Here is a 22,136-nt window from a genome sequence, read left to right as displayed (position 1 = left end):
CCCTTATAGCGATGTGATCAGGCGGGCGCCGCAGGCGGTGGCGTCGCCGTCATAGGCGTACGGCTTGCCCATGTGTCTTGCGCCGGCGCCGTCCGACGTGATCGGAAAGCTGCCCTTGCACTTGGGGCAAAAGGTTGTGTCATCGGCCAGCGCCGCCGTCTTTCCCATCACGGTGCTGCCCGATGATGCGCTGGTGACCTTGCCGCCGTGATCGGTTGCGTCTCCGAGCCGGATGACGCCGCGTCCCGCATGTTTCATGCTTGCCTCGCTTTCCAGTGATGGGCTGCTCAGGTCAGTTGCAGCAGATAACGCACTTCGGCGCCGCGTACCTTGCCTGGTGTTGTCTGCAAGAACGTCGTCCAGCCAAGCCGCCGTCTTTCTGACGGGTTGGAGCTCAGGAGCAGGGGGGTAATGCATGGCGGACTCAATATCAGCCGCACTTCATATTGCAAGTCTGGTACGCCAAACAGCGCCAGCATCTTTGCCAGTGCCGCCGCGCCGGTACTGCGCGGCAGGAAGCGTTGCAGGCCAGCGTGATCCAGCGGGCCGATATGCAGGCAGACGCGCATGTCCTGACGCCACAGCCGCAGGCCAAGCGTTGCGCCACGCGCCAGGGTAAAGTTGACACTACACAGCAGGCTGCGCCGGTTTTTTTCCAGATAGTCCCAGCCACCGACAAATTGCTGCACGGTGACGGGTACGCCGCAGTACTCGGCCAGCACGGGGCCAATCGCCTGCGCGGAGACGGGGCGGCAGCGCAGCAGACCCGCGTACCAGGCCGCGACATCCTGCGTCACGGCGTCAGCTTCGCCGCTCGACGGCAGCGCACCGCGCCGCACGCCGGCCAGTGCCGTCAGCAAGGGCCGTTGTACATCCCTTGCCTGGGTCTGCAGCGTGGATTCCAGCCGATACTTTTCCCATACCAGGTAATACAGCGTGAGCATGCGGTGCGAAAAGATATCGAGGAAGGCCGAGACGCCAGCATCTTTGCTCGACAAGCGGTAGGCGGCGATGCGTTCCGAGTGATGCAAGGGCAGGGTGCCGCCGACGCCCAGAAAACGCATGAAAGTGGGCATCAAGGTCAGTTGTTCATTGTCGTCGAGAGATAGCTGTTCGATTTCACTGGCGGGGAAACTCAAGGACAAGCTGTTCTTGAAGCGCAGCACCTGGCCGAAGGCTTGCGCATGGGACACGTTCTGCTCGCGTAGCCAGCACAGCAGAATACGCACCGCCTGCACGAACTGGTAGCGGTATGGTTCGGCCAGCAGGTGTTGTACTACACCAGATTCTGCAGTCCGCTTCTTGGTTTGCATCGGATCAGCTCCTCTCCGCTTTGCAGTGACAGCACCACCAGTTCGATGAAACTGTTGATTTGCACATACAGCCCAAGAAAGTGATCGATCACCTGCACAAACAGGTGCATGCCGCTGCCGACGAACGCTTCTTCGTCCAGCGTGATGCGTACCTCCACGCCATGCGCCAGCGAGGTTCCGCGCTTGTGCCGCATCCATGTCGTGGTCGGCAAGTGCGCGAGCGCGACGATACCGCCGATCTGGCGTTGCGAGCTTGCCGATTGGGACTGGTCATACAGTGTCAGCATTTCGCGCAGCGCCGGCAGGCCTTCCTGAACCAGCGCGTGATGATTCAGCGTCAGGTGCGAAATCAGCCGCCAATGCAGGCCCGCGCCCGGTGAAAAGCATCGCGGCTGGCTGGGGCGTCGCAGCATGTGCAGTGCCGGTCCGCCGCAGCACGGTTGCAAGTCTCCTTGCGGCTGGCCGTATTTGAGTGACAGCGGAAGGTCGCGGTTACTGCATGTCAGCGACAGCGACAAGCTGGCTTTTTCGTTGATCAAGGGATTGAAGCCGCTGTCGACCAGCGTGATTTTCTTTTCGTGGCCAGGACTTTTCATGGCCAAAGCCATGTCGTGGCGCATGATCCAGTAATGGCCTTGTTGCGCCGCGCCCTCGCCATGGCGCAGGCTGTACAGCGGGCGAAATTCGGTCAGCGTGCTTTCGCCTCCCCGTTGGCGCAGCAAACGCACAGAGTCGATGGAGACGACTTCGTAACCATGCGCATGGGTGGCATGGGCCAGCACGGAATAGTCGATTTTCTGTCGGGTGATGGCGATCGGCACGCCTTCCTGGCGGAAGAGGTTGATCGCCGGACTGCAGCCCAGCTTCAAGTTTTCGCTGGAAATGCTGGACAACATGCGCGCCGCAGCGGAATCGGGTCGCAAACCGGCCATGCACAGGTGCAGGGTAAAGCGCTGGCAATCAGGCGGCAGGGTGGCGCTCAGCGCCGCGATATCGATGTCGAAGAAATTGAATTTTTCCGGATACGCAAAATACTCGCTCAGGATGCGGTAGGCCGGTTGCGAACGGGCACCGAAAGGTATCAAGGCATCCGTGTCGGCGAAGCCGACGGGCGCCAAGGGAACGGCGGGCAATGCCATCCACTGCATCGCGTCGATGGACACAAAAGCGCAGATTGCATGCATGAACAGGGCATCGCGCAATGCGGCGGAAAAAGAAGCTTCACCATCGATGAAAACGCGCAGTGATGCGGGCGCTGCGTCGAGATGCCGGATGCCGATGTTCAGCGAGGAACTGGCTTGTGCTGGCAGGCGTACGCCTGGCGGCGGCTTGATCATCGCATCGAAAACCGCGCTTTCCAATACCGATGCTCCGGTCGTCATGTCGTAGACCGTCTTGAAGCGACAGCGTACGCCGCGCACCGGCGTGGCGTCCATTTCACTGCCGGCCGGCAGGTGCATTACACCCGCTCCAGCCGCCGGGGTGGAGTGATGCACGATGGTGGACGATGGAAAGGGGCGCAGATAATGCGGGAACAGGGCTTCGAACAGGGCTTCGGTAAATTGCGGATAGTCGTCATCGAGCCGTTTCGAGATACGGGCCGCCAGCATGGCCACCGATTCGATCAAGTGTTCGACGTGCGGATCTTCGCAAGACTCGCCGGACATGTGCAATTTGCCGGCGATTCTCGGATAGCGCTCGGAGAACTCACGGCAATGCCGCCTTAGCATCACCAGCTCGCGTTCGAAATACGGCAGCAAGTCCTCCATTTTCATTTTCCTGTGTCTGCGCGGCGGAATGGCCAGTATCCAAGCGTTTCCTCAGAGGGAAATTGCGTTTGCGCAATAATTGAGCAGGGATGCTGCGCAACATCAAGGACTTTCAAACTGGCAACATCAGACTGGCAAGGAAGCAAGATTTCAACAGCCAACATGGAGAATGCAATGACATTGCCATCCAAATTACTTTGGTCCGAGGGGCTGGCCATCGGTCCCCAGCAATTCCAGCAACTGGACCGCTACCATGAAGCGCGCCTGCAACGCCTGGCCTCACTCATCAATCCACATTTATGGGGCGTGCACGGCGTCAGCTGGAATGCGGATGCACTGGCCAACAATAGCCTGCGGGCGGACGCCATGTCGCTCGTCTTTCAGGATGGAGAATTCTTTGAGGCGCCGCTTGGCGATGTATTGCCCAGTGCGGTTGACCTGTCCAAGCTGCCTTCCAGCGAACATAGTTTTACTTTTTACGCCGCGTTGCCGACGCTGCAAGCACATGGCGGCAATGTGAGCTCCGCAGGCGCGCGCTATGTCCAGGCGGATATCGAAACCCCGGATCTGTACAGCGAGGCAGTTAGCATAGACGTCGCTTACCTGAAGAAGCGCGTGTATCTGCTGTCGCAACTGGACCCTCTGCATGATTATCTTGCCATCCCGGTGATCCGTTTATACCGCGCTGGCAATGGCAGCTTTGAAATCGATGCCTCCTTCATTCCGCCTGGCCTGACCATCAGCGCCGAGTCTTCGCTGCAGAAAATGCTTGATTCGCTGATCGACCGCATGGGCGCGAAAATCGAGGCGCTGTACAGCCGCCACCGTCAACCCGGTAACAATACGGTTGAATTTCATGGCGGGGATGTTTCCTCATTCTGGATGCTCAATACACTGAGCACGGCCAGCGCCACGCTCGGTCATTGCGCCAGTTACCGGCGCCATCATCCTGTGTATTTGTTTGAAAAATTGATGGCATTGGCCGGCGGCTTGATGACGTTCTCGAAAAAATACACGCTGAGCGATTTGCCGGCGTATTGTCACGATGACGCGGCTCCCGGTTTCGGCAAGCTCGATGGCATCATTCGCGACTTGATCGATACGGTGCTCCTGTCGCGTTACTTCCCGATTGCACTGTCCAACGACACACAACAAAACACCCACTATCACGGCTTGCTCGATGCCAAGCGGATTGACCGTCAGACTGAACTCTGTCTTGCGGTCAACGCCGATATGCCGGCGCTGGAACTGGTTGCCACGGTGCCGTTGCAGTTCAAAATATCGTCTCCGGACAATATCGAACTATTGCTTGGCAGGGCACTTCCGGGTGCCGAGTTGCGTCATATGGCCCAGGTTCCCGCTGAAGTGCCAGTGCGGCCCAATACCTATTACTTTTCGATCGATAACAAGGGCAGCATTTATGACGGCATGATCAAGGCCCAGGCGATTGCGATTTATGTGCCGTCTGGCATAAAGGGGCTGAAGCTTGAATTGTTCGGCATCAGCGGCACCGCCGCGTAACGATGGTTGTCTTGTCAAAAGATTGCCCTAAGCAATAGACTTGCCCCGGCAGTTGACGTTATCATGTTTTTGTAAGTGTCGGTCGCTGAGCAGTCAGCGCAATGGTGAAACATGGTGACAGCGAGAGTGAGCATGGGCATGGCGAATGTGCGTGATGTGCCTGGCGGCGGGATGGGCAGGGCAGCGGTGCGCCGCTGTGGCCGCGCATTGCTGTTGATGCTATGCGTCGCCGCAGCCGCGCCGGCCCTGGCTGCAAGCGCCGCGCCGCCGCACCGGGGGCAGCGCGTGCTGGTCCTCAATGCCTACGATTACGGCCGCGCCGGCGTGGAATCGTACACGCGCACCTATGTGGCCGCCATGGCCGCCGCGGGCCTGGCCAGCGAAGACATCATGGTCGAGCACCTGAACCTCAATACCCAGGGCGACCCGGCGCTGCGCAACGAGATGCGTGATTTGTTGCTTTTAAGATACACCCAGATGATGGGGCGCAAGGCTGACCTGATCGTTGCCATGCAGCAGCCGGCGCTCGACTTTTTGCTGTCGGACCTGGCGCCGCTGGCGCGCGGCGTGCCCGTGCTGGCGATTAACACCTCGGGCAAGGCCTTGCCGGTAGGCAGCCCGCTGGCCATCTGGCAGCAAAAGGCGAACGTCGATTTTCCCGGTACCCTGGCGCAAGCGATGGCGCTGTTCCCGGAAACCAAAACCATCGTCATGGCCGTCGGTGCCAGCGAGGCCGACCAGGCCTTGAAGCGCAGCATGCAGCAGGCGGCGCAGGCGTGGCAGGGTATCGTTTTCATGGAATATCTCGACGGCCTGACCCTGGCGCAGATGCGCGCGAAGGTGGCACGCCTGCCCGCCGATACGCTGCTGGTGACGGGCAATGTCAACCGCGACGTGGACGGCGCCATCGCCACGCCCGTGCAGTTTGCCGGGGAACTGGCGCGGCTGGCGAACGTGCCCGCCTTCGGCATGTACAACACGAACGTGGGCAAGGGCATCCTCGGCGGCTCCATCCTGCACATCGAAGGGGCCGCGCAGCAGGTGGCGCAGATGTCGCTGGCCGTGTTGGCCGGCAAGGCGCCAGCCGCACCGGGCGCCTTGCTGCCGCCGGTCCGTCCCGTGCCCATGTATGACTGGGAGCAGCTGCAGCGCTGGGATGCCGACATCAGCCGGCTGCCGCCGAACACCCTGTTCTTCAACCGCCCGCCGCAGCTGTGGCACGAGCACCGCGCGGCCGTGCTGTCGGCTGGCGCCGTGTTTCTCGCCATGGCGTGCATGCTGAGCGCCTTGCTGCTGCAGCGCCGTCGTTTGCGCCGCGCCGAGGGCGAGGCGCGTGAAAGCGAGCAGCGCTTCCGCATCCTCGTCGAGCATGCGCCCGAAGCCATCGTCGTGTATGACCTGGACCTGGACCGTTTTATCGACGCCAACAGCAGCGCGCAGCGCATGCTGGGTATGTCGCGCGAAGCGCTGCTGGCGCGCGGGCCGTTCGACCTGTACACGGGCGAGCAGCCCGATGGTCTGCCGCTGGGACTGATGATGGAAGAGCATCTGCGCCGCGCCATGCTCGGTGAACCCATCCTGGTTGAGCGCAATGTGCGGCGCGCCGACGGCAGCATCTTCCCTTGCGAAGTGCGGCTGGTGCGCTTGCCGATGGAAGGGCGGCGGCTGGTGCGCAGCGGTATCGTCGACATTTCCGAGCGCAAGCAAAGCGAGCAGGAGCTGCTCGGCTACCGCGACCACCTGGAGGAACTGGTGCAGCAGCGTACTGCCGCCCTGTCGGTGGCCGTCACCGAGGCCGAATCGGCGAACCGCGCGAAAAGCGTCTTCCTGGCCAACATGAGCCACGAATTGCGTACGCCCTTGAATTCCGTGATCGGCTTTTCGCAGATGATGGCCGATTCGAGCAGCATGTTCGAGGAAGAAAAGCATAACCTGGCCATCATCAACCGCGCCGGCCACCATTTGCTCACCTTGATCAACGACATCCTGGAATTGTCGAAAATCGAGGCGGGCCGCATGCAGCTGCAAGCGGGGCCCGTGGACTTGAATGGCTTGCTCGACGAAGTGCTCGAGATGGTGCGCATGCGGTCGAGCGACCAGGGCATCGCGCTGCGGCTCGAACGTGACGGCGTGCCGCCGCTGGTGCGCCTCGACGGCGCCAAGCTGCGCCAGGTGCTGCTCAATTTGCTGTCGAACGCGCTCAAGTTCATCGAGCAGGGCAGCGTGACACTGTCGCTGGGCTGCCAGGCGGAGGACGATGGGCAAGTGGCGCTGGCCTTTGCCGTGCGCGATACGGGCAGCGGCATCGCGGAAGAGGACCTGGAACGCATCTTTGAACCGTTCGTGCAGGCCGACAGCGCCGTGGCGCAGGCCGGCACGGGACTGGGGCTGACCATTTCGCGCGAATTCGTGCGCCTGATGGGCGGCGAGCTGCGCGTCGAATCGACCTTGGGCGCCGGTTCCCGCTTCAGTTTCGAGCTGCGCGCGCCGGTGCTGCGGCAGCCGGCCATCGCGGCGCTGGCGCCGGGCCGCGTGGCGCGCCTGCCGCTGGCACAGCGCGGGCGCACGGTGCTGCTGGTCGACGATGACGACAACTGCCGCAAGCTGCTGGCCGGCTTGCTGGCGCCGCTGGGCTTCCAGCTGCAGGAAGCGGCGGGCGGCGTGCAGGCGCAAGCCATGCTGGCGGCGCAGCGCTACGACATCGTGCTCAGCGACTGGCGCATGCCGGACATGGATGGCCTGGCGCTGACGCGCTGGCTGCGCGCGCAGCCGGCGCTGGTGCAGCCGCGCCTGGTGATCATGACCGCCTCCGCCTTCGAAGAAGAAAAACAGGAGGCGCTGGCGGCCGGCGCCGACGGCTTCCTGCGCAAGCCGATCGAGCAGGAACACCTGTTCGCCATGCTGGAGCAGCAGCTGGGCCTGCGCTTCCAGCGCACCGGCGCCGCGCCGCCGCGCGTGCCGGTCGCGCCATTTGACCTGCAGCAGTCGCTGGGCCAGTTGGGCGCGGACGAACGCCAGGCGCTGCTCGCATCCGTGCTAGCCCTCGATTTGCGGCGCAGCGCCATCGTGCTGGCCGGCGTGGCGACCAGCCTGCCGCAGCTGGCAGCGCACATCGCCGCCATGCTGGAACAGCATCAATACCAGCCGCTGTGCGCCTTGCTGGCGCAGCCGGCCAGCGAGCCGCAGGGCGAAGACGCATGACGCTTCACCCATCCAAGGGCGCGCGCCTGGGCGGCGTGTCCATCGTGCTGGCCGTCAGCGTGGCGCTGACCTTTGTCGTCACCGCGCTGCTGCTGGTGTTTGCCGTGCTGTTTTACCAGTCCGAACGCGATCAGCGCTGGCAGCAGTTGCAGCGCAGCCTGTCCGTCAGCGCGGACCAGCTGGCCGTGGCCATCGAACTGCCCTTGTGGAATCTCGATGAAAAGCAGCTGCAGGCCATCATGCGCAGCATGCTGGGCAAGCGCGACTTGATGGCCAGCTCGCTGACGCCGGGCATCGGCAAGGACGCGCTGGTCCTGCGTCGCACCGCGGACGGCGCCATCGGCAGCTTTTCCTCGCTGTCCGCGGAGCCGGACTGGCTGGTGCAGCGGCGTCCCGTGACGATGGGCGCACAAGTCATCGGCAGCGTGGCCGTGTATGCGACGCCGGCCCTGCTGCACGCGCAGCTGCGGCAACGCGCGCTGGGCATCGGCGCCATGATCGTGGCGCTCGACGTGATCCTCGTGGCCGGCATCTGGCTGCTCATGTGGTGTCTGATGCTCAAGCCCCTGAAGGCGATCGGCCAGTATGCGGCCGGCATCCAGGCAGGGCAGGGCGAAGCGTTCGGCACGCCGCCGAAAGCGTGGTTCCTGGGCGAGCTGCGCACGCTGTACCGTTCCATCCGCGAGATGGTGGCGCTGCTCGACAGCCGCTACCGCGCCTTGCAGCGCAGCGAGGAGCGCGTGCAGATGGCCACGGGCGCGGCCAGCATCGGCATCTGGGACTGGAACGTGATCAACGGCGCCTTGCAGTGGGACGAGCAGATGTACGCGCAGTTCAGGGCCGATGCGGACAGCGGCACGGCGCCGGCGGCGATCTGGCGCGCGGCGCTGATGCCCGACGACGTGCCGGCCGCCAAGGAGGCCCTGCGCGCCGCGCTGGGCGCCGGCCAGGCGTTCACGCACGAATACCGCATCCTGTGGCCCGATGGCGCCATCCGCTACATCAAGGCCGATGCCGTGATCTTCCGCGACGGGCAGGGCCGGCCCATGCGCCTGGTGGGGTCGAACTACGACATCACCGCGCACCGCGAGGCCGAACTGGAACTGCTGCGCCACCGCCATCACCTGGAAGAACTGGTGGCCGAGCGCACGAGCGCCCTGTCGGTGGCCGTCAGCCAGGCGCAGGCGGCGAACCGCGCCAAGAGCACCTTCCTGGCGAACATGAGCCATGAACTGCGCACGCCTTTGAATTCCGTGATCGGCTTTTCGCGCCTGATGGCCGCCTCGCCCAACATGCAGGACGATGAAAAGCGCAACCTGGCCATCATCCACCGCTCCGGCAATCATTTGCTTACCCTGATCAATGAAATCCTCGAATTGTCGAAGGGCGAGGCGGGGCGCCTGCAGGCGCAGACGGCCGTGGTGGCGCTGGCGCCCCTGCTGCAGGAAGTGATGGACATGCTGGGCATGCGCGCCGAGCAGCAGGGGCTGGCCTTGCGCCTCGATTGCGCGGGCCTGCCGGCGGCCGTGCTGCTCGACGCGACGCGCTTGCGCCAGGTGCTGCTGAACCTGATGTCGAACGCCGTCAAGTTTGCCGGCGGCGGCGAAGTCACCCTGCGCGTGCGCGCCGAGCGGCGCGGTGGCGGTCAATGGATGCTGTCGTTCGCCGTCAGCGACACGGGCATCGGCATCGCCCCGGAAGACCAGCAGCGCATTTTCGAGCCCTTCGTGCAGGCCGACAGCGCGGGACCCAAGGACGGCACGGGCCTGGGCCTGGCCATCTCGCGCGAATTCGTGCAGCTGATGGAAGGCGAACTGACGGTGGAATCGACGCCGGGGCAGGGCGCCGTCTTCAGCTTCAGCATCCCCGCGCAGGCGGCCGAGGCGCCATTGCAGGTGCCCGTGCCGCAGCCCGTGTCGCCGGCGCCCGAGGTGCGGCCGGCGCTGCGGGCGCAAGATTTGCTGCTGCTGACCGGGGAAGAACGCGCCGCCTTGCTGGTGGCGCTGCGCGAATTGAACCTGGCCAGGGTGGCGCAGCTGCTGGCGGCCCTGCCCGCGGTGGCGGCGCCGTTGCTGGCGCCGCTGCAGTCCATGCTCGACCAGCATCAGTACCGCCAGCTGTGCGACTTGCTGGAGAAAGAAGGCGTGCTGGCGCACGCTTGAAAGTGTGGGCTGACAACATCGGATTCGCTGAAAAGAACGACTAAGTAGCGCCGATGGATGGTGCTAAATTGCAATAAAGATTATGATGATAGTACGTAGTTCATCGCAAAAAAATGTCTTGTCCAGCGTGGCAACCGACCGCCGCGCCTCATCCAAAGCTGAGAGAACTGCTACATGCACCGCGATTTTTCGGAAGTGAACTCGAAGGGCGAAGTACTGATCGTTGAAGATACGCCGGCTTCGCTGAAGCTGTTGAGCGATTTGCTGGGCGGCGCCGGCTATGCCGTGCGCCAGGCGCCGAACGGTGAACTGGCCCTGTGGACGGCCCAGGCGCGCCCGCCCGAGCTGATCCTGCTCGACGTGCGCATGCCCGGCCTCGACGGCTTTGAAGTGTGCCGCCGCCTGAAGGAGATACCGTCCCTGCGCCAGGTGCCGGTGATCTTTCTGTCGGCCCAGTACGATACGGACGACAAGGTGCGCGGCTTTGCGCTGGGCGCCGTCGATTTCATCGCCAAACCCTTCCAGGCCGAGGAAATCCTGGCCCGCACGGACGCCCACGTGCGCCTGGCGCGGGCGCAGCTGCAGCTGGCGCAGGAGCGCGCCAACCTGGAACGCAGGGTGGCCGAACGCACGGCCGAACTGGAGCAAGTGGCCAGCACCCTGGCGCGCGAAGTGCAGATCCGCCGCGCCAATGAAGAATTGCTGCGCCTGTCGGGCCAGGTCTTCGAAGCGACCCAGGACGCCATCCTGATCACCGATGCGGCTGGCGTCATCGTCACGGCCAATCCCGCCTTTACGCGCATCACCGGCTACGCGGCGCAGGAAGTGGTGGGCACGGACATCATGCGCCTGCATGCCGAATACACGGGCGAAGCGGTGCTGCTGGCCCTGCGCCAGGGCTTGCGCAGCAGCGGCTGCTGGTCGGGCGAGGTGCAGACGCGGCGCAAGAGCGGCGACACCTATCCCTGCCTGCTCAGCGTCTCCACCGTGCACGGGCCCGACGGCGCCGTCGTCAACTATATCGGCGTCTTCCTCGACATCAGCGAGCGCAAGGCCGAGCAGCATCTGATCGATTTCCTTTCCTACCACGATGCGCTGACCGGTTTGCCGAACCGCGTGCTGCTGCGCGAGCGCTTCGAACAGGCGCGCGCGAACGCCGCGCGCGACAGCCAGCAGGTGGTGCTGATGTGCCTCGACCTGGACCGCTTCAAGAACATCAACGATTCGCACGGCCAGGCCGTCGGCGACAAGGCGCTGCAAGTGGTGGCGCGTTTCCTGTCCGGCTGCGTGCGCGAAGGCGACACGGTGGTGCGCCAGGGCGGCGACGAATTCCAGATCCTGCTGCAGGACGATGCCCTGCTGGGGCGTACCCTGGGGCTGGCGCAAACCATCCTGGCCGGCCTGCGCGAGGAACTCAGCGTCGATGGCGAACGCCTGGCGCTGACGACGAGCATCGGCATCGCGATGTGCCCGGCCGACGGCGACAGCCTCGACGACGTGCTGCGCCACGCCGACACGGCCCTGGTGCGCGCCAAGGAAATGGGGCGCGACCATTACGCCTTCTTCACGGAGCGCATGGGCAGCGATATCCGCGCCCGCCTGGCGATGCAGCAGCAGTTGCGCGGCGCCATCTGCCGCGATGAATTCGAAGTGCACTACCAGCCGCAGATGTGCTTGCGCACGGGCGCCTTGCTGGGCGCGGAAGCCCTGCTGCGCTGGGATAATCCGGTACTGGGCAAGGTGCCGCCCGGCCTGTTCATCGCGCTGGCCGAGGAATACGGCTCGATCACGGCCATCGGCGAATGGGTGCTTGAAAGCGTGTGCGCGCAAATCCGCGCCTGGCACGACGCTGGCCTGGGCAGCATCAAGGTGGCCGTCAATCTGTCCGGCAAACAGTTCGCGCAAGACCGCACGGTGCCTTTCGTCGAGGCGGCCTTGCGCAAATACGGCATCGCGCCCGCCTGCCTCGGCATCGAGATCACGGAAAGCACGGTGATGGGCGACCCGGACAAGGCCGTGGCGGCCCTTACGCGCCTGAAGGATATCGGCGTGGGTATTTCGCTCGACGATTTCGGCACCGGCTATTCCAGCCTCGGCTACCTGAAACGCTTTCCCATCGACGTGCTGAAGATCGACAAATCCTTCGTCGACGACGTCACCACCAGCAGCAGCGACGCGGCCATCGCCCGTTCCGTCATCTCGCTGGCGCACAACCTCGACATGCGCGTCATCGCAGAAGGCGTGGAAACGCGCGAACAGGTCGACTTCCTGACGGAACACGGCTGCGATGAAATGCAGGGCTATTTTTTCAGCCGCCCCCTGGCCGCGGAAGCCTTCACGGCCTTGCTGCGCGAACGGCGCACCCTGGCCGTGACAGTGGCTGCGGCCTAAGCGCCGCGGTGCGGCAGATGCACCATGCCGGTGCGCCCGCCGCAGCGCGGTGCACGATTCTCACTTTTCCTTCCCCTGACGCTGGCACATATCCTGCTTAGGTAATCGCTTATTTACGCGATTGCCCCGCATGCCAGACAGCACCCGACCAGTCACGCCTTTACCAGCCAGCGCACACGGCGCATGGCAGGCGCAGCTGCGCCTGGGCTTTGCCTTGCATGATGGCGTCAGCCGCCTCGTCGAGCGCACGCACAGCGGCCCCCTGCGCGTGCAAAAGCCCCTGTACCCGGAAGGCGGCGCCGTCTGCCACGCCATCATCATCCATCCGCCCGGCGGCGTCGTGGGCGGCGACCAGCTGGCCGTCGACGCCACGGTGGGCGAGGGCGCGCACGCCTTGCTCACGTCGCCGGGCGCCGCCAAGTGGTACCGCGCCAACGGCCACGTCTCGGGCCAGCACATCGTGCTGCACGCCGGTAGCGGCGCGGCCATCGAGTGGCTGCCGCAGGAAAGCATTTTTTTCGACCAGGCGTGCGTGCGCCTGCGCCACGAGGTGGAACTGGCGCAGGACGCCCGCTACATCGGCTGCGACATCGTCTGCCTGGGCCGCAGCGCCTCGGGCGAAGTTTTCAATACGGGCAGTATCAGCCAGCAGGTGCGGATCCGCCGTGGCGGCAAGCTGCTGTGGTGGGAGCAGGGTGTGCTGGCCGCCGACGGCGCGCTGATGGCCAGTCCGCTGGGCTTGGCGGGCCACACGGTGTGCGCCACCCTGATCGCAGTCGGCATGCCAGTTGCGCCGGCCGTGCTGGCGGCCGTGCGCGGGATCGCCGTGCCGGCCGGCGCCGCGTTTGGCGCCACGCACATGAAATCGCTGGTGGTGGTGCGCCTGCTGTGCGGCGACAGCGAGGCGGCGCGCCGCATCATGCTGGCCGCATGGCAGCTGCTGCGCCCCGCCATGCTGGGACGCGACGCCGTCGTGCCTCGCATCTGGAACACTTGAAGAAGGAAGAACATGGACCTGACTCCCCGCGAAAAAGACAAGCTGCTGATTTTTACGGCCGCGCTGCTGGCCGAACGGCGCCTGGCGCGCGGCTTGAAATTGAATTATCCGGAAGCGGTGGCCCTGATCAGCGCCGTCATCATGGAAGGCGCGCGCGACGGCAAGTCGGTGGCGCAGCTGATGTCGGACGGTACCAAGATACTCTCGCGCGCCGACGTCATGGACGGCATCGCCGAGATGATCCCCGACATCCAGGTGGAAGCGACCTTCCCCGATGGCAGCAAGCTGGTGACAGTCCACCACCCGATACCGTAGTTTTTTGAGAAGGAGCCCCTCATGACCCCAGGCGAATACCAATTGGAAGAAGGCGAAATCAGCTTGAATGCCGGGCGCGCCACGGCCACCGTGGTGGTGGCCAACCGGGGCGACCGGCCGATACAGGTCGGCTCGCACTTCCACTTTTTTGAAGTCAATCCGGCGCTGGCCTTCGAGCGCTGGCGCGCCTACGGCATGCGCCTGAACATCACGGCCGGCACGGCCGTGCGCTTCGAGCCTGGCCAGCAGCGCACGGTGGAACTGGTGGCGCTGGCGGGCGAGCGCAAGGTCTACGGCTTCAACGGCGAAGTGATGGGCGAACTGCAAGACACTCCACCGGGAAAGGATTGAGATGGCCAGCATTCCCCGCAGCGCATATGCCGAGATGTTCGGCCCCACCAAGGGCGACCGTATCCGCCTGGCCGACACGGAACTGTTCATCGAGATCGAGCATGACTATGCGATCTACGGCGAAGAGGTGAAATTCGGCGGCGGCAAGGTGATCCGCGACGGCATGGGCCAGTCGCAGCGCTGCGCGGCCGAGGTGATGGATACCGTCATCACGAATGCCGTCATCCTCGACCACTGGGGCATCGTCAAAGCCGATATCGGCTTGAAAAACGGCCTGATCTTCGGCATCGGCAAGGCGGGCAATCCCGACATCCAGCCCGGCGTCACTTTGGCCATCGGCGGCGCCACCGAGATCATCGCCGGCGAAGGCATGATCGTCACGGCCGGCGGCGTCGACACGCACATCCACTTCATCTGCCCGCAGCAGATCGAGGAAGCGCTGATGAGCGGCGTGACCACCATGCTGGGCGGCGGCACGGGACCGGCCGTGGGCACGGCCGCCACCACCTGCACGCCGGGACCGTGGCATTTGCACGCGATGCTGGCGGCGGCCGACGCCTTCCCCATGAACCTGGGCTTCATGGGCAAAGGCAACGTCAGCCTGCCGCTGCCGCTGGAAGAACAGGTGCGCGCGGGCGCCATCGGCCTGAAACTGCACGAAGACTGGGGCAGCACGCCGGCCGCCATCGACAATTGCCTGTCGGTGGCCGACCGCATGGATATCCAGGTGGCGCTGCACAGCGATACCCTCAACGAGGGCGGCTTCCTCGAACATACGCTGGCCGCCTTCAAGGACCGCACCATCCACACGTTTCACACGGAAGGGGCGGGCGGCGGCCATGCGCCCGACATCATCGCCGCCGTGGGCCAGTCCAACGTGCTGCCTTCGTCGACGAATCCCACGCGCCCGTTTACCGTCAACACGCTCGACGAGCACCTGGACATGCTGATGGTATGCCACCACCTGGACCCGGCCATTGCCGAAGACGTGGCCTTTGCCGAGTCGCGCATCCGCCGCGAAACCATCGCCGCGGAAGACATCCTGCATGACATCGGCGCCATCTCGATGATGTCGTCCGATTCGCAAGCGATGGGCAGGGTGGGCGAAGTGATCATGCGCACCTGGCAGACGGCGCACAAGATGAAGGTGCAGCGGGGCGCCCTGGCGCCCGACACGGCACGCAGCGACAATTTCCGCGCCAAGCGCTACATCGCCAAGTACACGATCAACCCGGCCATCACGCACGGGATTGCGCACGTGGTCGGTTCCATCGAGGCGGGCAAGATTGCCGACATCGTGCTGTGGAAACCCGCGTTTTTCGGCGTCAAGCCGTCGATGATTTTAAAAGGCGGCATGATCGCCGCCGCGCAGATGGGCGACCCGAACGCCTCGATTCCCACGCCGCAGCCCGTGCATTACCGCATGATGTTCGGCGCCTTCGGCGGCGGCCTGAAAAAGTCGTTCACCTTTGTCTCGCAGACGGCCTACGACCTCGATATCGGGCACCAGCTCAAACTCAATAAATCCATCATCGCCGTGAAGAACATGCGCGGCTTGCGCAAGCACGACATGATCCACAACGGCGCCACGCCGCACATGGAAGTGGACCCGGAAACCTACGCCGTGCGCGCCGACGGCCAGCTGCTCGTGTGCGAAGCGGCCGCCGTGCTGCCGATGGCGCAGCGCTATTTTCTATTTTAAGCGGGAGACATCATGCTGACTTTGCATACCAAACTGGCGGCTCACGATCCTCGCGCCGCCGTTGCCCAACTCGTGCTGCCCTACGACCAGCGCGAAAAATGCCGGCTGCGCGCCGTGCTGTCGAATGGCGACGACGTGGCCGTGTTCACCGTGCGCGGCACGGTGCTGCGCGACGGCGAGCGCATGACGGGGCCGGGCGGGCAGGTGGTGCAGATCGTCGCCGCGCGCGAACCGACCTACCTGGTGCGCTGCGCCGATGCGCACACCCTGCTGCGTTGCGCTTTTCACCTGGGGAACCGTCACACGCAGGCGCAGGTGGGCGACGGCTTTTTGCGCATCCGCAAGGACGTCGTGCTGAAGGAAATGCTGGAAGGCTTGCAGGCGATGGTGACGGAAGAAAGCGCGCCGTTCGAGCCCGAGGCGGGCGCGTACGGCGGCGGCCATGGCCACCACGACGGCCACGGCCAGCACTTGCTGGCGCCCGTGCCGCTGCGGCAGAAAATCCACCGTCCCGGCGATGTGCCAGGCGCCGCGTGATGCAGGCATCGGCCCTGCTGCATTTGCTGCAGTTCGCCAGCCCGGCCTTGCCGATCGGCGCCTACAGCTATTCGCAGGGGCTGGAAGCGGCGCTTGAGTCAAGCCTGGTGCACGACGCGGCCACGGCGCGCGCGTGGATCGCCGAGCATCTGGCGCAGGTGGTGGCGCGCTGGGAAGCGCCTTTGTGCTGGCGTTTGATGCAAGCGTTCGAGACGCAGGATTTGCGCGCCGTGCAGCGCTGGAGCGAGCGTTTCATCGCGTCGCGCGACACGGCGGAATTTCGCGCCGAAACGATCCAGATGGGCTATTCCCTGACCAAATTGCTGGCCGAACTGGGCGTGGCCGACGGCGTCCTGATCGACATGCTGCAGGGCCAGCTCGAGGTGGCGCTACCCACCGCGTATGCCTGCGCCGTGGCGGCGCTGGCCATTCCGCGCGAAGAGGCGCTGCTGGCCATGCTGTTCGCCTGGGCGGAAAACCAGGTGCTGGTGTGCGTGAAATCCGTGCCGCTGGGGCAGGTGGCGGGGCAGCGCCTGCTGCTGTCGCTGCGGCCGGACCTGGAAGCGGCGGCGCTGACGGCGCAAACCTTGCCAGACGACGAAATGGGCAACTGGGCGCCCGGCCTGTCGCTGCTGTCGATGCGCCACGAAGTGCAGTACAGCCGCCTGTACCGTTCCTGAACATGACAACGAGAGACCATACTATGACATCGATCACCTCCAATCCGCTGCGCGTGGGCATCGGCGGGCCCGTCGGCTCGGGCAAGACGGCCCTGTGCGAAATGCTGTGCAAGGGCATGCGCGAGCGCTACGACATGGCCGTCATCACGAATGACATCTACACCAAGGAAGACATGGAAATCCTGCTGCGCGCGGACGCCTTGCCGGCCGAGCGCCTGATGGGCGTGGAAACGGGCGGCTGCCCGCACACGGCCATCCGCGAGGATGCGTCCATCAACCTGGAAGCCATCGCGCGCATGCAGGCCGATTTTCCCAACCTCGATTTGATCCTCGTCGAATCGGGCGGGGATAACTTGGCCGCCACCTTCAGCCCGGAATTGTCGGACCTGACGATTTACGTGATCGACGTGGCGGGCGGCGAAAAAATCCCGCGCAAGGGCGGGCCCGGCATCACGCGCTCCGATTTGCTGATCATCAACAAGACGGACCTGGCGCCATACGTGGGTGCCAATCTGGACATCATGGCGCAGGACGCCAAGCGCATGCGCGGCGCGCGCCCGTTTGTGTTCACCAACCTGCGCAGCGGCGACGGGGTGCAGGTGGTCATCGATTTTATCCGCGAGCAAGGTTTGCTCGATCAACCAGGCAAGGAGCTGCAATGAGCGCAACACTGATGAAGAAAACCACCGCCGTGGCTGCCCTGTGCCTGCTGGCCTTGCCTGCGATGGCCCACCCCGGCCACGGCGAGAGCGTGGGCTTCCTGGCCGGTTTCGCCCATCCGTTCACGGGCATCGACCATTTGCTGGCCATGCTGGGCGTGGGCATCTGGGGCGGCCAGCAGCGCCGCGGTCTGGCGCAGCCCGCCACGTTTCTCGGCATGATGCTGCTTGGCGCGCTGGCCGGCATGGCGGGCTTGACGGTACCCGGGCTGGAAACGGGCATCGCCGCCACGGTGGCGCTGGTCGGCCTGGTCATCGCGCTGGCGCTGGCCTTGCCGAACTGGCTCGGTATGGGACTGGTGGGCCTGTTTGCGCTGGCGCATGGCAACGCCCACGGCCAGGAATTGCCGGCCGCCTCGGCCGCGTGCGGCTTCATGCTGGCCTCGGCTTTTCTGCTGTGTGCCGGACGTTTCACCGGCCAGGTGCTGGCCGAGCGCATGCTGCGGGTGGCCGGCGTGGCCTTGACGGCCGCCGGCGTGGTGCTGATGGGGCTTGCTTAATCGTTTAAGCGCCGGGGCGCTTGTCGGACAGCACGATGGGCGCCGCCATTTCAGGGTGCAAGCCCTGGTGGCCCGCATACACGGCGGCAATCGCCGCCATGTCGGCCTCCTTGTCGCCCGTCAAGTATAAATGGTCGACGACGCCCAGCACCTTGTTCGGATAGTCGATGTAGACGAGCAGCAAGGGCACCTTGGCCGCCAGGGCCAGGTGATAAAAGCCGCTTTTCCAGTTCGGACGGTAGCTGCGCGTCGCTTCCGGCGTGATGGCCAGCCAGTACCAGTCGGCGGCCAGCATGCGTTCGGCCTGGCGCTGGATCGTGCCGCTGGTGGTGCTGCGGTCGACGGGTTCGCCGCCGAGATAGCGCAGCACCTTGCCCATGGGGCCGCGGAACAAGGAATCCTTGGCCAGCCAGCGGAACGGCAAGGACAGCGCCCATTTTCCGAACAGGCCCACCATGAAATCCCAGTTCGACGTGTGCGGGTAGACGACGGCGATGCCGCGCGGCCCCGGCAAGGGGCGGAAGCGCAGGCGCCAGCCGAACAGGTGCAGCACGCGCAGCGCGCAGCGCTGGTGCCAGGTCGGCAAGTCGCCCGCTTGTACAAATAAATCGTCCATTGATACCCTTCAGTGACACTATTCTTAATGGGATGGCGCTGGTGGCCATTTTCCTTGAAGCAAAAATTCTGCGCAGGCATTCTATACGGGGCTGGCGATGGCGACAAGCAGCCGAGGCCGCTATTCATGCGGTGTCGGGGCTGTTCGTACTGCCATTTTAACCATGCTTGCTTCCTGTGCCGGGCACTAAATGCACGGTATGTGGTCAAACCTTGACGCAAGGGTGATTCACCCGATGGGGAGCCATGGCATGAAAAACAATGTTGATGATGTACATGGAAACAATGTCCGAACGGACAAAGTGATGGCCGAGCTCGTCGAGCGCGGCGTGGCGTTTCATCACGCTTTGGGCAGGACGGTCGCGACGGCCTACTTGCGCGAGCATGCGGTACCGGCCGAGGTGATACGCCGCGTCTTCAGCAGCGTGCAGGCGCGCCGCCCGGCCCGGCCTGCACGGCGCCGATGGCGCTGAAGGGCAGGGGCGGCGTAAGTAAGGCCTGGTAAAGCAAGGCGGCGGGCGCTGCGATCGCTACGCAGTCCCTTGCGTTGGTATCGTTGCGTCCGCCGCCAGAAGATGAGCAGCGCAGTGCCGCTCAGCTCAGGGATGTTTAGCTGCCGTTCAGCCGTGGGCCGCCAGCGCCGGGTAGTCCGTGTAGCCGGCCGCGTCCGGCGCGTACAGGGTGGCCGGGTTCAGCGGGTTCAACGGTGCGTCGCTGTGCAGACGGATGGGCAGGTCGGGGTTGGCGATGAACCACAGGCCAAAGGCGACGGCATCGGCTTCGCCCTTGGACAGCAGGGCTTCGGCCGCCGCCTTGTCCATTTTTTCGTTGGCGATGTACACGCCGCCGAATTCCTCTTTCAGGTACGGACCCAGGCGGTCGTCGCCGAGCGCTTCGCGCGCGCAGATGAAGGCGATGCCGCGCTTGCCCAGTTCGCGTGCCACATAGCCGAAGGTGGCGCGCGGGTCGGAGTCGCCCATGTCGTGCGCATCGCGGCGCGGCGCCAGATGCATGCCGACCTTGTCCGCGCCCCATACTTCGATACACGCGTCTGTCACTTCCAGCATCAACCGGGCGCGGTTTTCAATTGAGCCGCCATAGTTGTCGGTGCGCAGGTTGGTGCTGTCTTGCAGGAACTGGTCGAGCAAATAGCCATTGGCGCCATGGATTTCCACGCCGTCGAAGCCCGATTTTTTCGCATTTTCCGCGCCAAGGCGGTAGGCCGCCACGATGCCGGGAATCTCTTCCGCATCGAGCGCGCGCGGCGTGACGAATTCCTGTTGCGGGCGCACCAGGCTCACGTGGCCGGCCGGCTTGACGGCGCTGGGCGCCACGGGCAGGTCGCCGTCGAGGAAGAGCGGTGCGGAAATGCGGCCCACGTGCCACAGTTGCAGCACGATCAGGCCGCCCGCGTCATGCACGGCCTTGGTGATGTGTTTCCAGCCTTCCACCTGTTCCTCGGACCAGATGCCCGGGGTGTCGGCATAGCCCACGCCCTGCGGCGTGACGGCCGTCGCTTCCGAGATGATCATGCCGGCCGAAGCGCGCTGCGTGTAGTACTCGGCCATCAGGGCGTTGGGCACGCGGCCCGGGTTGCCGGCGCGCGAACGCGTCAGCGGCGCCATGATGATGCGGTTTTTCAGTTGCAAGCTGCCAATGGTGATGGGGTCGAATAAAGTTGCCATGGTTGTCCTTGTGAGTGCCGCTCCGGCGGCGTTGAGATGGGGATGCTTACAAACCTTGCTGCATGTGATCGAGAAAGGCCTGAATGGTCGCTTCATTGCGGCTGAAGAAACTCCATTGGCCCACCTTGGTGGCCGAAATCAGGCCCGCCTTCTGCAAGCTGGCCAGATGCGCCGACACTGTCGATTGCGACAGGTTCAGGCGCCGGTCGATCAGGCCGGCGCACACGCCCAGGTGCAGCGGGTGATCCTGCTCCTGGAAATACTGTTCCGGCTCCTTCAGCCATTGCAGGATCTGCCGCCGCACGGGATTGGCCAGCGCCTTGTGGATGGCGTCGATATCCATATTGTTGTTTCTCCTGAACATACAATTCGCTTTTCAGCGATGTATATATCGTGATTGTTCAATTCTAATATCGTTGTTTTACGATATGCTTATCTTACGATATAAATGAAAAGCGTGCTGGCGGCCGCATTTTTGACGGGCTCAGGCGGGAAGGGGATTGCGCTGCAGCACGGCCGGACCTGTCAACACGATGCGCACCAGGTCCACCTGGCGCTGGGCGCCGGCCTTGGCGGTGGCGCTCTTGATCTGCGTACGCGCCGTGTGGATGGAAATGCGCTGGCGTTCGGCGTATTCCTGCAGAGAATAGCCGTTGACGAGCGCTTCCGTCAGGCGTGCCTCGGCCACCGTCATGCCATAGAAATTGCGCAAGGTGGCGGCCAGGGAGGTGATCAAGTCACTGCTGTCGCTGAGGAAAACGGCGATGGCGCTGGCCGAGCCGAACGGGCTGTGCCAGGAGGGCAGGGGCGTGACGCGCAGGCGCAGCTGTTCGCCCGTCAGTCCGTTCAGATTGAGCACGCCGCCGGGACCGCCTGCCGCCGTCGTGCCCGTTTGCGCGGCCTCATGCAGCAAGCGCCGCAGCGCGCCGTTGTCCGCTTCGCGCGGGCAATACAGGGGCGCGCCTTCGCGCAGCCGCAGCAGCCGCGTCGACGCCGTCATGGCCAGCGCCCGCTCGTTGGCGTACAGCAGTTGCGACGTGGCGTCGAGCAGCAGCACGCCAAACGGCAGCAATTCCAGTACCTGGGTGGAACTCTGGGACAGCACTTCCAGCCGGCGCAGCTTGCGCTGCAGGGCAAACGCCGTTTGCAGATGCGGCATCAGGTTGCGGACCAGCGCCAGCTCGCCCGCGTCGTAGGCGCCCGCCCGTTCGCGGCGCACCACGGTGACGTTGGTGGAGCGTTCGGCGCGCAATTCGACGATGGCCGCCGCCGTATAAAAGATGTCTTGCGGGCGCAGCCAGTCCGTCCAGTATTCGGTTTTCTTCAGGCAATGGTCGGGAAACAGCATGGAGCCGGTGACGACGGCGCCTTCGCGGTGCAGGGAGGCGTCTTCCAGCCAGACGTTGCGCGCACCGTAATAGCTGGCAAAGCTGGCCATGGCGTCCGATGCGAAGCCATACGTGGCGGCCAGGCCGCTGCCGGGCAGCTGGACATCGACCGAGCGGTTGCTGAAATCATTGGCCCAGATCAAGCCTGCGTGCGACTGCAACTGTTGCGCCAGGGCGGCCAGGAATTGCGACCAGGCACCATGTTGCGTGGCCGCTTCGTAGATCAGGGTAATCAGTGCCTGGCTGGCGACGGCGAGCGATGGCGTCATTGGCGATCCTCATGGCGGCAA

Annotated in this window: 20 protein-coding genes; 13 read left to right on the top strand and 7 right to left on the bottom strand. The window is 64.4% G+C overall.

Annotated features, from left to right (window positions below; translation table 11 throughout):
* Positions 1-3 precede the first annotated feature (3 nt).
* From IGS55_RS14645 to tssF, 3 genes are read right to left on the bottom strand one after another with little or no spacing between them, the layout of a single operon-like run.
* Positions 4-258 carry a PAAR domain-containing protein gene (locus IGS55_RS14645; protein ID WP_230516253.1) on the bottom strand — a complete coding sequence of 85 codons (255 nt, stop codon included), beginning with the start codon at positions 256-258 and terminating at the stop codon, positions 4-6.
* A 29-nt stretch (positions 259-287) separates the two neighbouring features.
* The gene (gene tssG, locus IGS55_RS14640; RefSeq protein WP_230516252.1) at positions 288-1,313 is read right to left on the bottom strand and encodes a type VI secretion system baseplate subunit TssG; all 1,026 of its coding nucleotides are present in this window, start codon (positions 1,311-1,313) and stop codon (positions 288-290) included.
* Positions 1,277-3,082 carry a type VI secretion system baseplate subunit TssF gene (tssF, locus tag IGS55_RS14635; RefSeq protein WP_230516251.1) on the bottom strand — a complete coding sequence of 602 codons (1,806 nt, stop codon included), beginning with the start codon at positions 3,080-3,082 and terminating at the stop codon, positions 1,277-1,279. Before tssF ends, tssG begins: the two co-directional genes overlap by 37 nt.
* Before the next feature lie 174 nt (positions 3,083-3,256).
* On the opposite strand from tssF, the gene tssK reads away from it, so the two are divergent.
* The 12 genes from tssK to IGS55_RS14575 all read left to right on the top strand — a co-directional run bounded on the left by tssK (position 3,257) and on the right by IGS55_RS14575 (position 18,158).
* Positions 3,257-4,603 carry a type VI secretion system baseplate subunit TssK gene (gene tssK, locus IGS55_RS14630; protein WP_230516250.1) on the top strand — a complete coding sequence of 449 codons (1,347 nt, stop codon included), beginning with the start codon at positions 3,257-3,259 and terminating at the stop codon, positions 4,601-4,603.
* 111 nt (positions 4,604-4,714) lie between these two features.
* Positions 4,715-7,804 carry a sensor histidine kinase gene (locus tag IGS55_RS14625; protein ID WP_230516249.1) on the top strand — a complete coding sequence of 1,030 codons (3,090 nt, stop codon included), beginning with the start codon at positions 4,715-4,717 and terminating at the stop codon, positions 7,802-7,804.
* Positions 7,801-9,966 carry a sensor histidine kinase gene (locus IGS55_RS14620; RefSeq protein ID WP_230516248.1) on the top strand — a complete coding sequence of 722 codons (2,166 nt, stop codon included), beginning with the start codon at positions 7,801-7,803 and terminating at the stop codon, positions 9,964-9,966. The genes IGS55_RS14625 and IGS55_RS14620 overlap by 4 nt, the downstream gene beginning before the upstream one ends.
* A gap of 174 nt (positions 9,967-10,140) precedes the next feature.
* Positions 10,141-12,357: a two-component system response regulator gene (locus IGS55_RS14615; protein WP_230516247.1), complete on the top strand. Its 2,217-nt coding sequence runs from the start codon at positions 10,141-10,143 to the stop codon at positions 12,355-12,357.
* Between the two features lie 130 nt (positions 12,358-12,487).
* Positions 12,488-13,354 carry an urease accessory protein UreD gene (locus IGS55_RS14610; protein ID WP_230516246.1) on the top strand — a complete coding sequence of 289 codons (867 nt, stop codon included), beginning with the start codon at positions 12,488-12,490 and terminating at the stop codon, positions 13,352-13,354.
* Between the two features lie 12 nt (positions 13,355-13,366).
* Complete coding sequence (locus tag IGS55_RS14605) at positions 13,367-13,669, top strand: urease subunit gamma (RefSeq protein ID WP_230516245.1); 303 nt, start codon at positions 13,367-13,369, stop codon at positions 13,667-13,669.
* Positions 13,670-13,690: 21 nt separating this feature from the next.
* Positions 13,691-14,020, top strand: a complete 330-nt coding sequence (locus IGS55_RS14600) for an urease subunit beta (RefSeq protein WP_034751935.1) — start codon at positions 13,691-13,693, stop codon at positions 14,018-14,020.
* Position 14,021: 1 nt separating this feature from the next.
* A complete protein-coding gene (gene ureC, locus IGS55_RS14595; protein ID WP_230516244.1) occupies positions 14,022-15,722 on the top strand; it encodes an urease subunit alpha in 1,701 nt (566 codons plus the stop codon).
* A 12-nt stretch (positions 15,723-15,734) separates the two neighbouring features.
* Positions 15,735-16,259 (top strand): urease accessory protein UreE, encoded by a 525-nt coding sequence (gene ureE, locus IGS55_RS14590; protein ID WP_230516243.1) that lies wholly within the window; start codon positions 15,735-15,737, stop codon positions 16,257-16,259.
* Positions 16,259-16,939: an urease accessory protein UreF gene (locus IGS55_RS14585; protein ID WP_230516408.1), complete on the top strand. Its 681-nt coding sequence runs from the start codon at positions 16,259-16,261 to the stop codon at positions 16,937-16,939. The genes ureE and IGS55_RS14585 overlap by 1 nt, the downstream gene beginning before the upstream one ends.
* A 23-nt stretch (positions 16,940-16,962) precedes the next feature.
* The gene (gene ureG, locus IGS55_RS14580) at positions 16,963-17,601 is read left to right on the top strand and encodes an urease accessory protein UreG (RefSeq protein WP_034751932.1); all 639 of its coding nucleotides are present in this window, start codon (positions 16,963-16,965) and stop codon (positions 17,599-17,601) included.
* Positions 17,598-18,158 (top strand): HupE/UreJ family protein, encoded by a 561-nt coding sequence (locus IGS55_RS14575; protein WP_230516242.1) that lies wholly within the window; start codon positions 17,598-17,600, stop codon positions 18,156-18,158. Before ureG ends, IGS55_RS14575 begins: the two co-directional genes overlap by 4 nt.
* Positions 18,159-18,162: 4 nt before the next feature.
* Here the strand turns inward: IGS55_RS14575 and IGS55_RS14570 are convergent, their stop codons facing one another.
* On the bottom strand, positions 18,163-18,774 hold the full coding sequence (locus IGS55_RS14570) for a 1-acyl-sn-glycerol-3-phosphate acyltransferase (protein WP_070289317.1): 612 nt from the start codon (positions 18,772-18,774) through the stop codon (positions 18,163-18,165).
* A gap of 250 nt (positions 18,775-19,024) precedes the next feature.
* On the opposite strand from IGS55_RS14570, the gene IGS55_RS14565 reads away from it, so the two are divergent.
* Entirely contained in the window at positions 19,025-19,246 is a 222-nt protein-coding gene (locus IGS55_RS14565) for a hypothetical protein (RefSeq protein ID WP_230516241.1), read from the top strand.
* A gap of 147 nt (positions 19,247-19,393) precedes the next feature.
* Here IGS55_RS14565 and IGS55_RS14560 read toward each other — a convergent pair whose 3' ends face one another.
* The 3 genes from IGS55_RS14560 to IGS55_RS14550 form a co-directional block, all read right to left on the bottom strand.
* Complete coding sequence (locus IGS55_RS14560) at positions 19,394-20,458, bottom strand: alkene reductase (RefSeq protein ID WP_230516240.1); 1,065 nt, start codon at positions 20,456-20,458, stop codon at positions 19,394-19,396.
* Between the two features lie 46 nt (positions 20,459-20,504).
* Complete coding sequence (locus IGS55_RS14555; protein ID WP_034751927.1) at positions 20,505-20,801, bottom strand: ArsR/SmtB family transcription factor; 297 nt, start codon at positions 20,799-20,801, stop codon at positions 20,505-20,507.
* Between the two features lie 141 nt (positions 20,802-20,942).
* Complete coding sequence (locus IGS55_RS14550) at positions 20,943-22,115, bottom strand: helix-turn-helix transcriptional regulator (RefSeq protein ID WP_230516239.1); 1,173 nt, start codon at positions 22,113-22,115, stop codon at positions 20,943-20,945.
* Between the last annotated feature and the right edge of the window lie 21 nt (positions 22,116-22,136).

The sequence above is a fragment of the Janthinobacterium sp. EB271-G4-3-2 genome, from assembly GCF_020858035.1.
Lineage (GTDB): Bacteria > Pseudomonadota > Gammaproteobacteria > Burkholderiales > Burkholderiaceae_D > Janthinobacterium > Janthinobacterium aestuarii.
The sequence above is the reverse complement of the archived record's forward strand: the minus strand, read 5'-3'. Positions and strand labels throughout refer to the sequence as shown.

Bases quoted from the DNA above. Each gene is read 5' to 3' on its own strand.
- IGS55_RS14555 (WP_034751927.1), bottom strand. From the start codon at position 20,801: ATGGATATCGACGCCATCCACAAGGCGCTGGCCAATCCCGTGCGGCGG.
- IGS55_RS14620 (WP_230516248.1), top strand. From the start codon at position 7,801: ATGACGCTTCACCCATCCAAGGGCGCGCGCCTGGGCGGCGTGTCCATC.
- IGS55_RS14605 (WP_230516245.1), top strand. From the start codon at position 13,367: ATGGACCTGACTCCCCGCGAAAAAGACAAGCTGCTGATTTTTACGGCC.
- IGS55_RS14625 (WP_230516249.1), top strand. From the start codon at position 4,715: ATGGTGACAGCGAGAGTGAGCATGGGCATGGCGAATGTGCGTGATGTG.
- tssK (WP_230516250.1), top strand. From the start codon at position 3,257: ATGACATTGCCATCCAAATTACTTTGGTCCGAGGGGCTGGCCATCGGT.
- ureC (WP_230516244.1), top strand. From the start codon at position 14,022: ATGGCCAGCATTCCCCGCAGCGCATATGCCGAGATGTTCGGCCCCACC.
- IGS55_RS14600 (WP_034751935.1), top strand. From the start codon at position 13,691: ATGACCCCAGGCGAATACCAATTGGAAGAAGGCGAAATCAGCTTGAAT.
- tssG (WP_230516252.1), bottom strand. From the start codon at position 1,313: ATGCAAACCAAGAAGCGGACTGCAGAATCTGGTGTAGTACAACACCTG.
- IGS55_RS14575 (WP_230516242.1), top strand. From the start codon at position 17,598: ATGAGCGCAACACTGATGAAGAAAACCACCGCCGTGGCTGCCCTGTGC.
- ureE (WP_230516243.1), top strand. From the start codon at position 15,735: ATGCTGACTTTGCATACCAAACTGGCGGCTCACGATCCTCGCGCCGCC.
- IGS55_RS14645 (WP_230516253.1), bottom strand. From the start codon at position 258: ATGAAACATGCGGGACGCGGCGTCATCCGGCTCGGAGACGCAACCGAT.
- IGS55_RS14550 (WP_230516239.1), bottom strand. From the start codon at position 22,115: ATGACGCCATCGCTCGCCGTCGCCAGCCAGGCACTGATTACCCTGATC.
- IGS55_RS14610 (WP_230516246.1), top strand. From the start codon at position 12,488: ATGCCAGACAGCACCCGACCAGTCACGCCTTTACCAGCCAGCGCACAC.
- IGS55_RS14585 (WP_230516408.1), top strand. From the start codon at position 16,259: ATGCAGGCATCGGCCCTGCTGCATTTGCTGCAGTTCGCCAGCCCGGCC.
- IGS55_RS14560 (WP_230516240.1), bottom strand. From the start codon at position 20,458: ATGGCAACTTTATTCGACCCCATCACCATTGGCAGCTTGCAACTGAAA.
- IGS55_RS14565 (WP_230516241.1), top strand. From the start codon at position 19,025: ATGAAAAACAATGTTGATGATGTACATGGAAACAATGTCCGAACGGAC.
- IGS55_RS14570 (WP_070289317.1), bottom strand. From the start codon at position 18,774: ATGGACGATTTATTTGTACAAGCGGGCGACTTGCCGACCTGGCACCAG.
- IGS55_RS14615 (WP_230516247.1), top strand. From the start codon at position 10,141: ATGCACCGCGATTTTTCGGAAGTGAACTCGAAGGGCGAAGTACTGATC.
- ureG (WP_034751932.1), top strand. From the start codon at position 16,963: ATGACATCGATCACCTCCAATCCGCTGCGCGTGGGCATCGGCGGGCCC.
- tssF (WP_230516251.1), bottom strand. From the start codon at position 3,082: ATGGAGGACTTGCTGCCGTATTTCGAACGCGAGCTGGTGATGCTAAGG.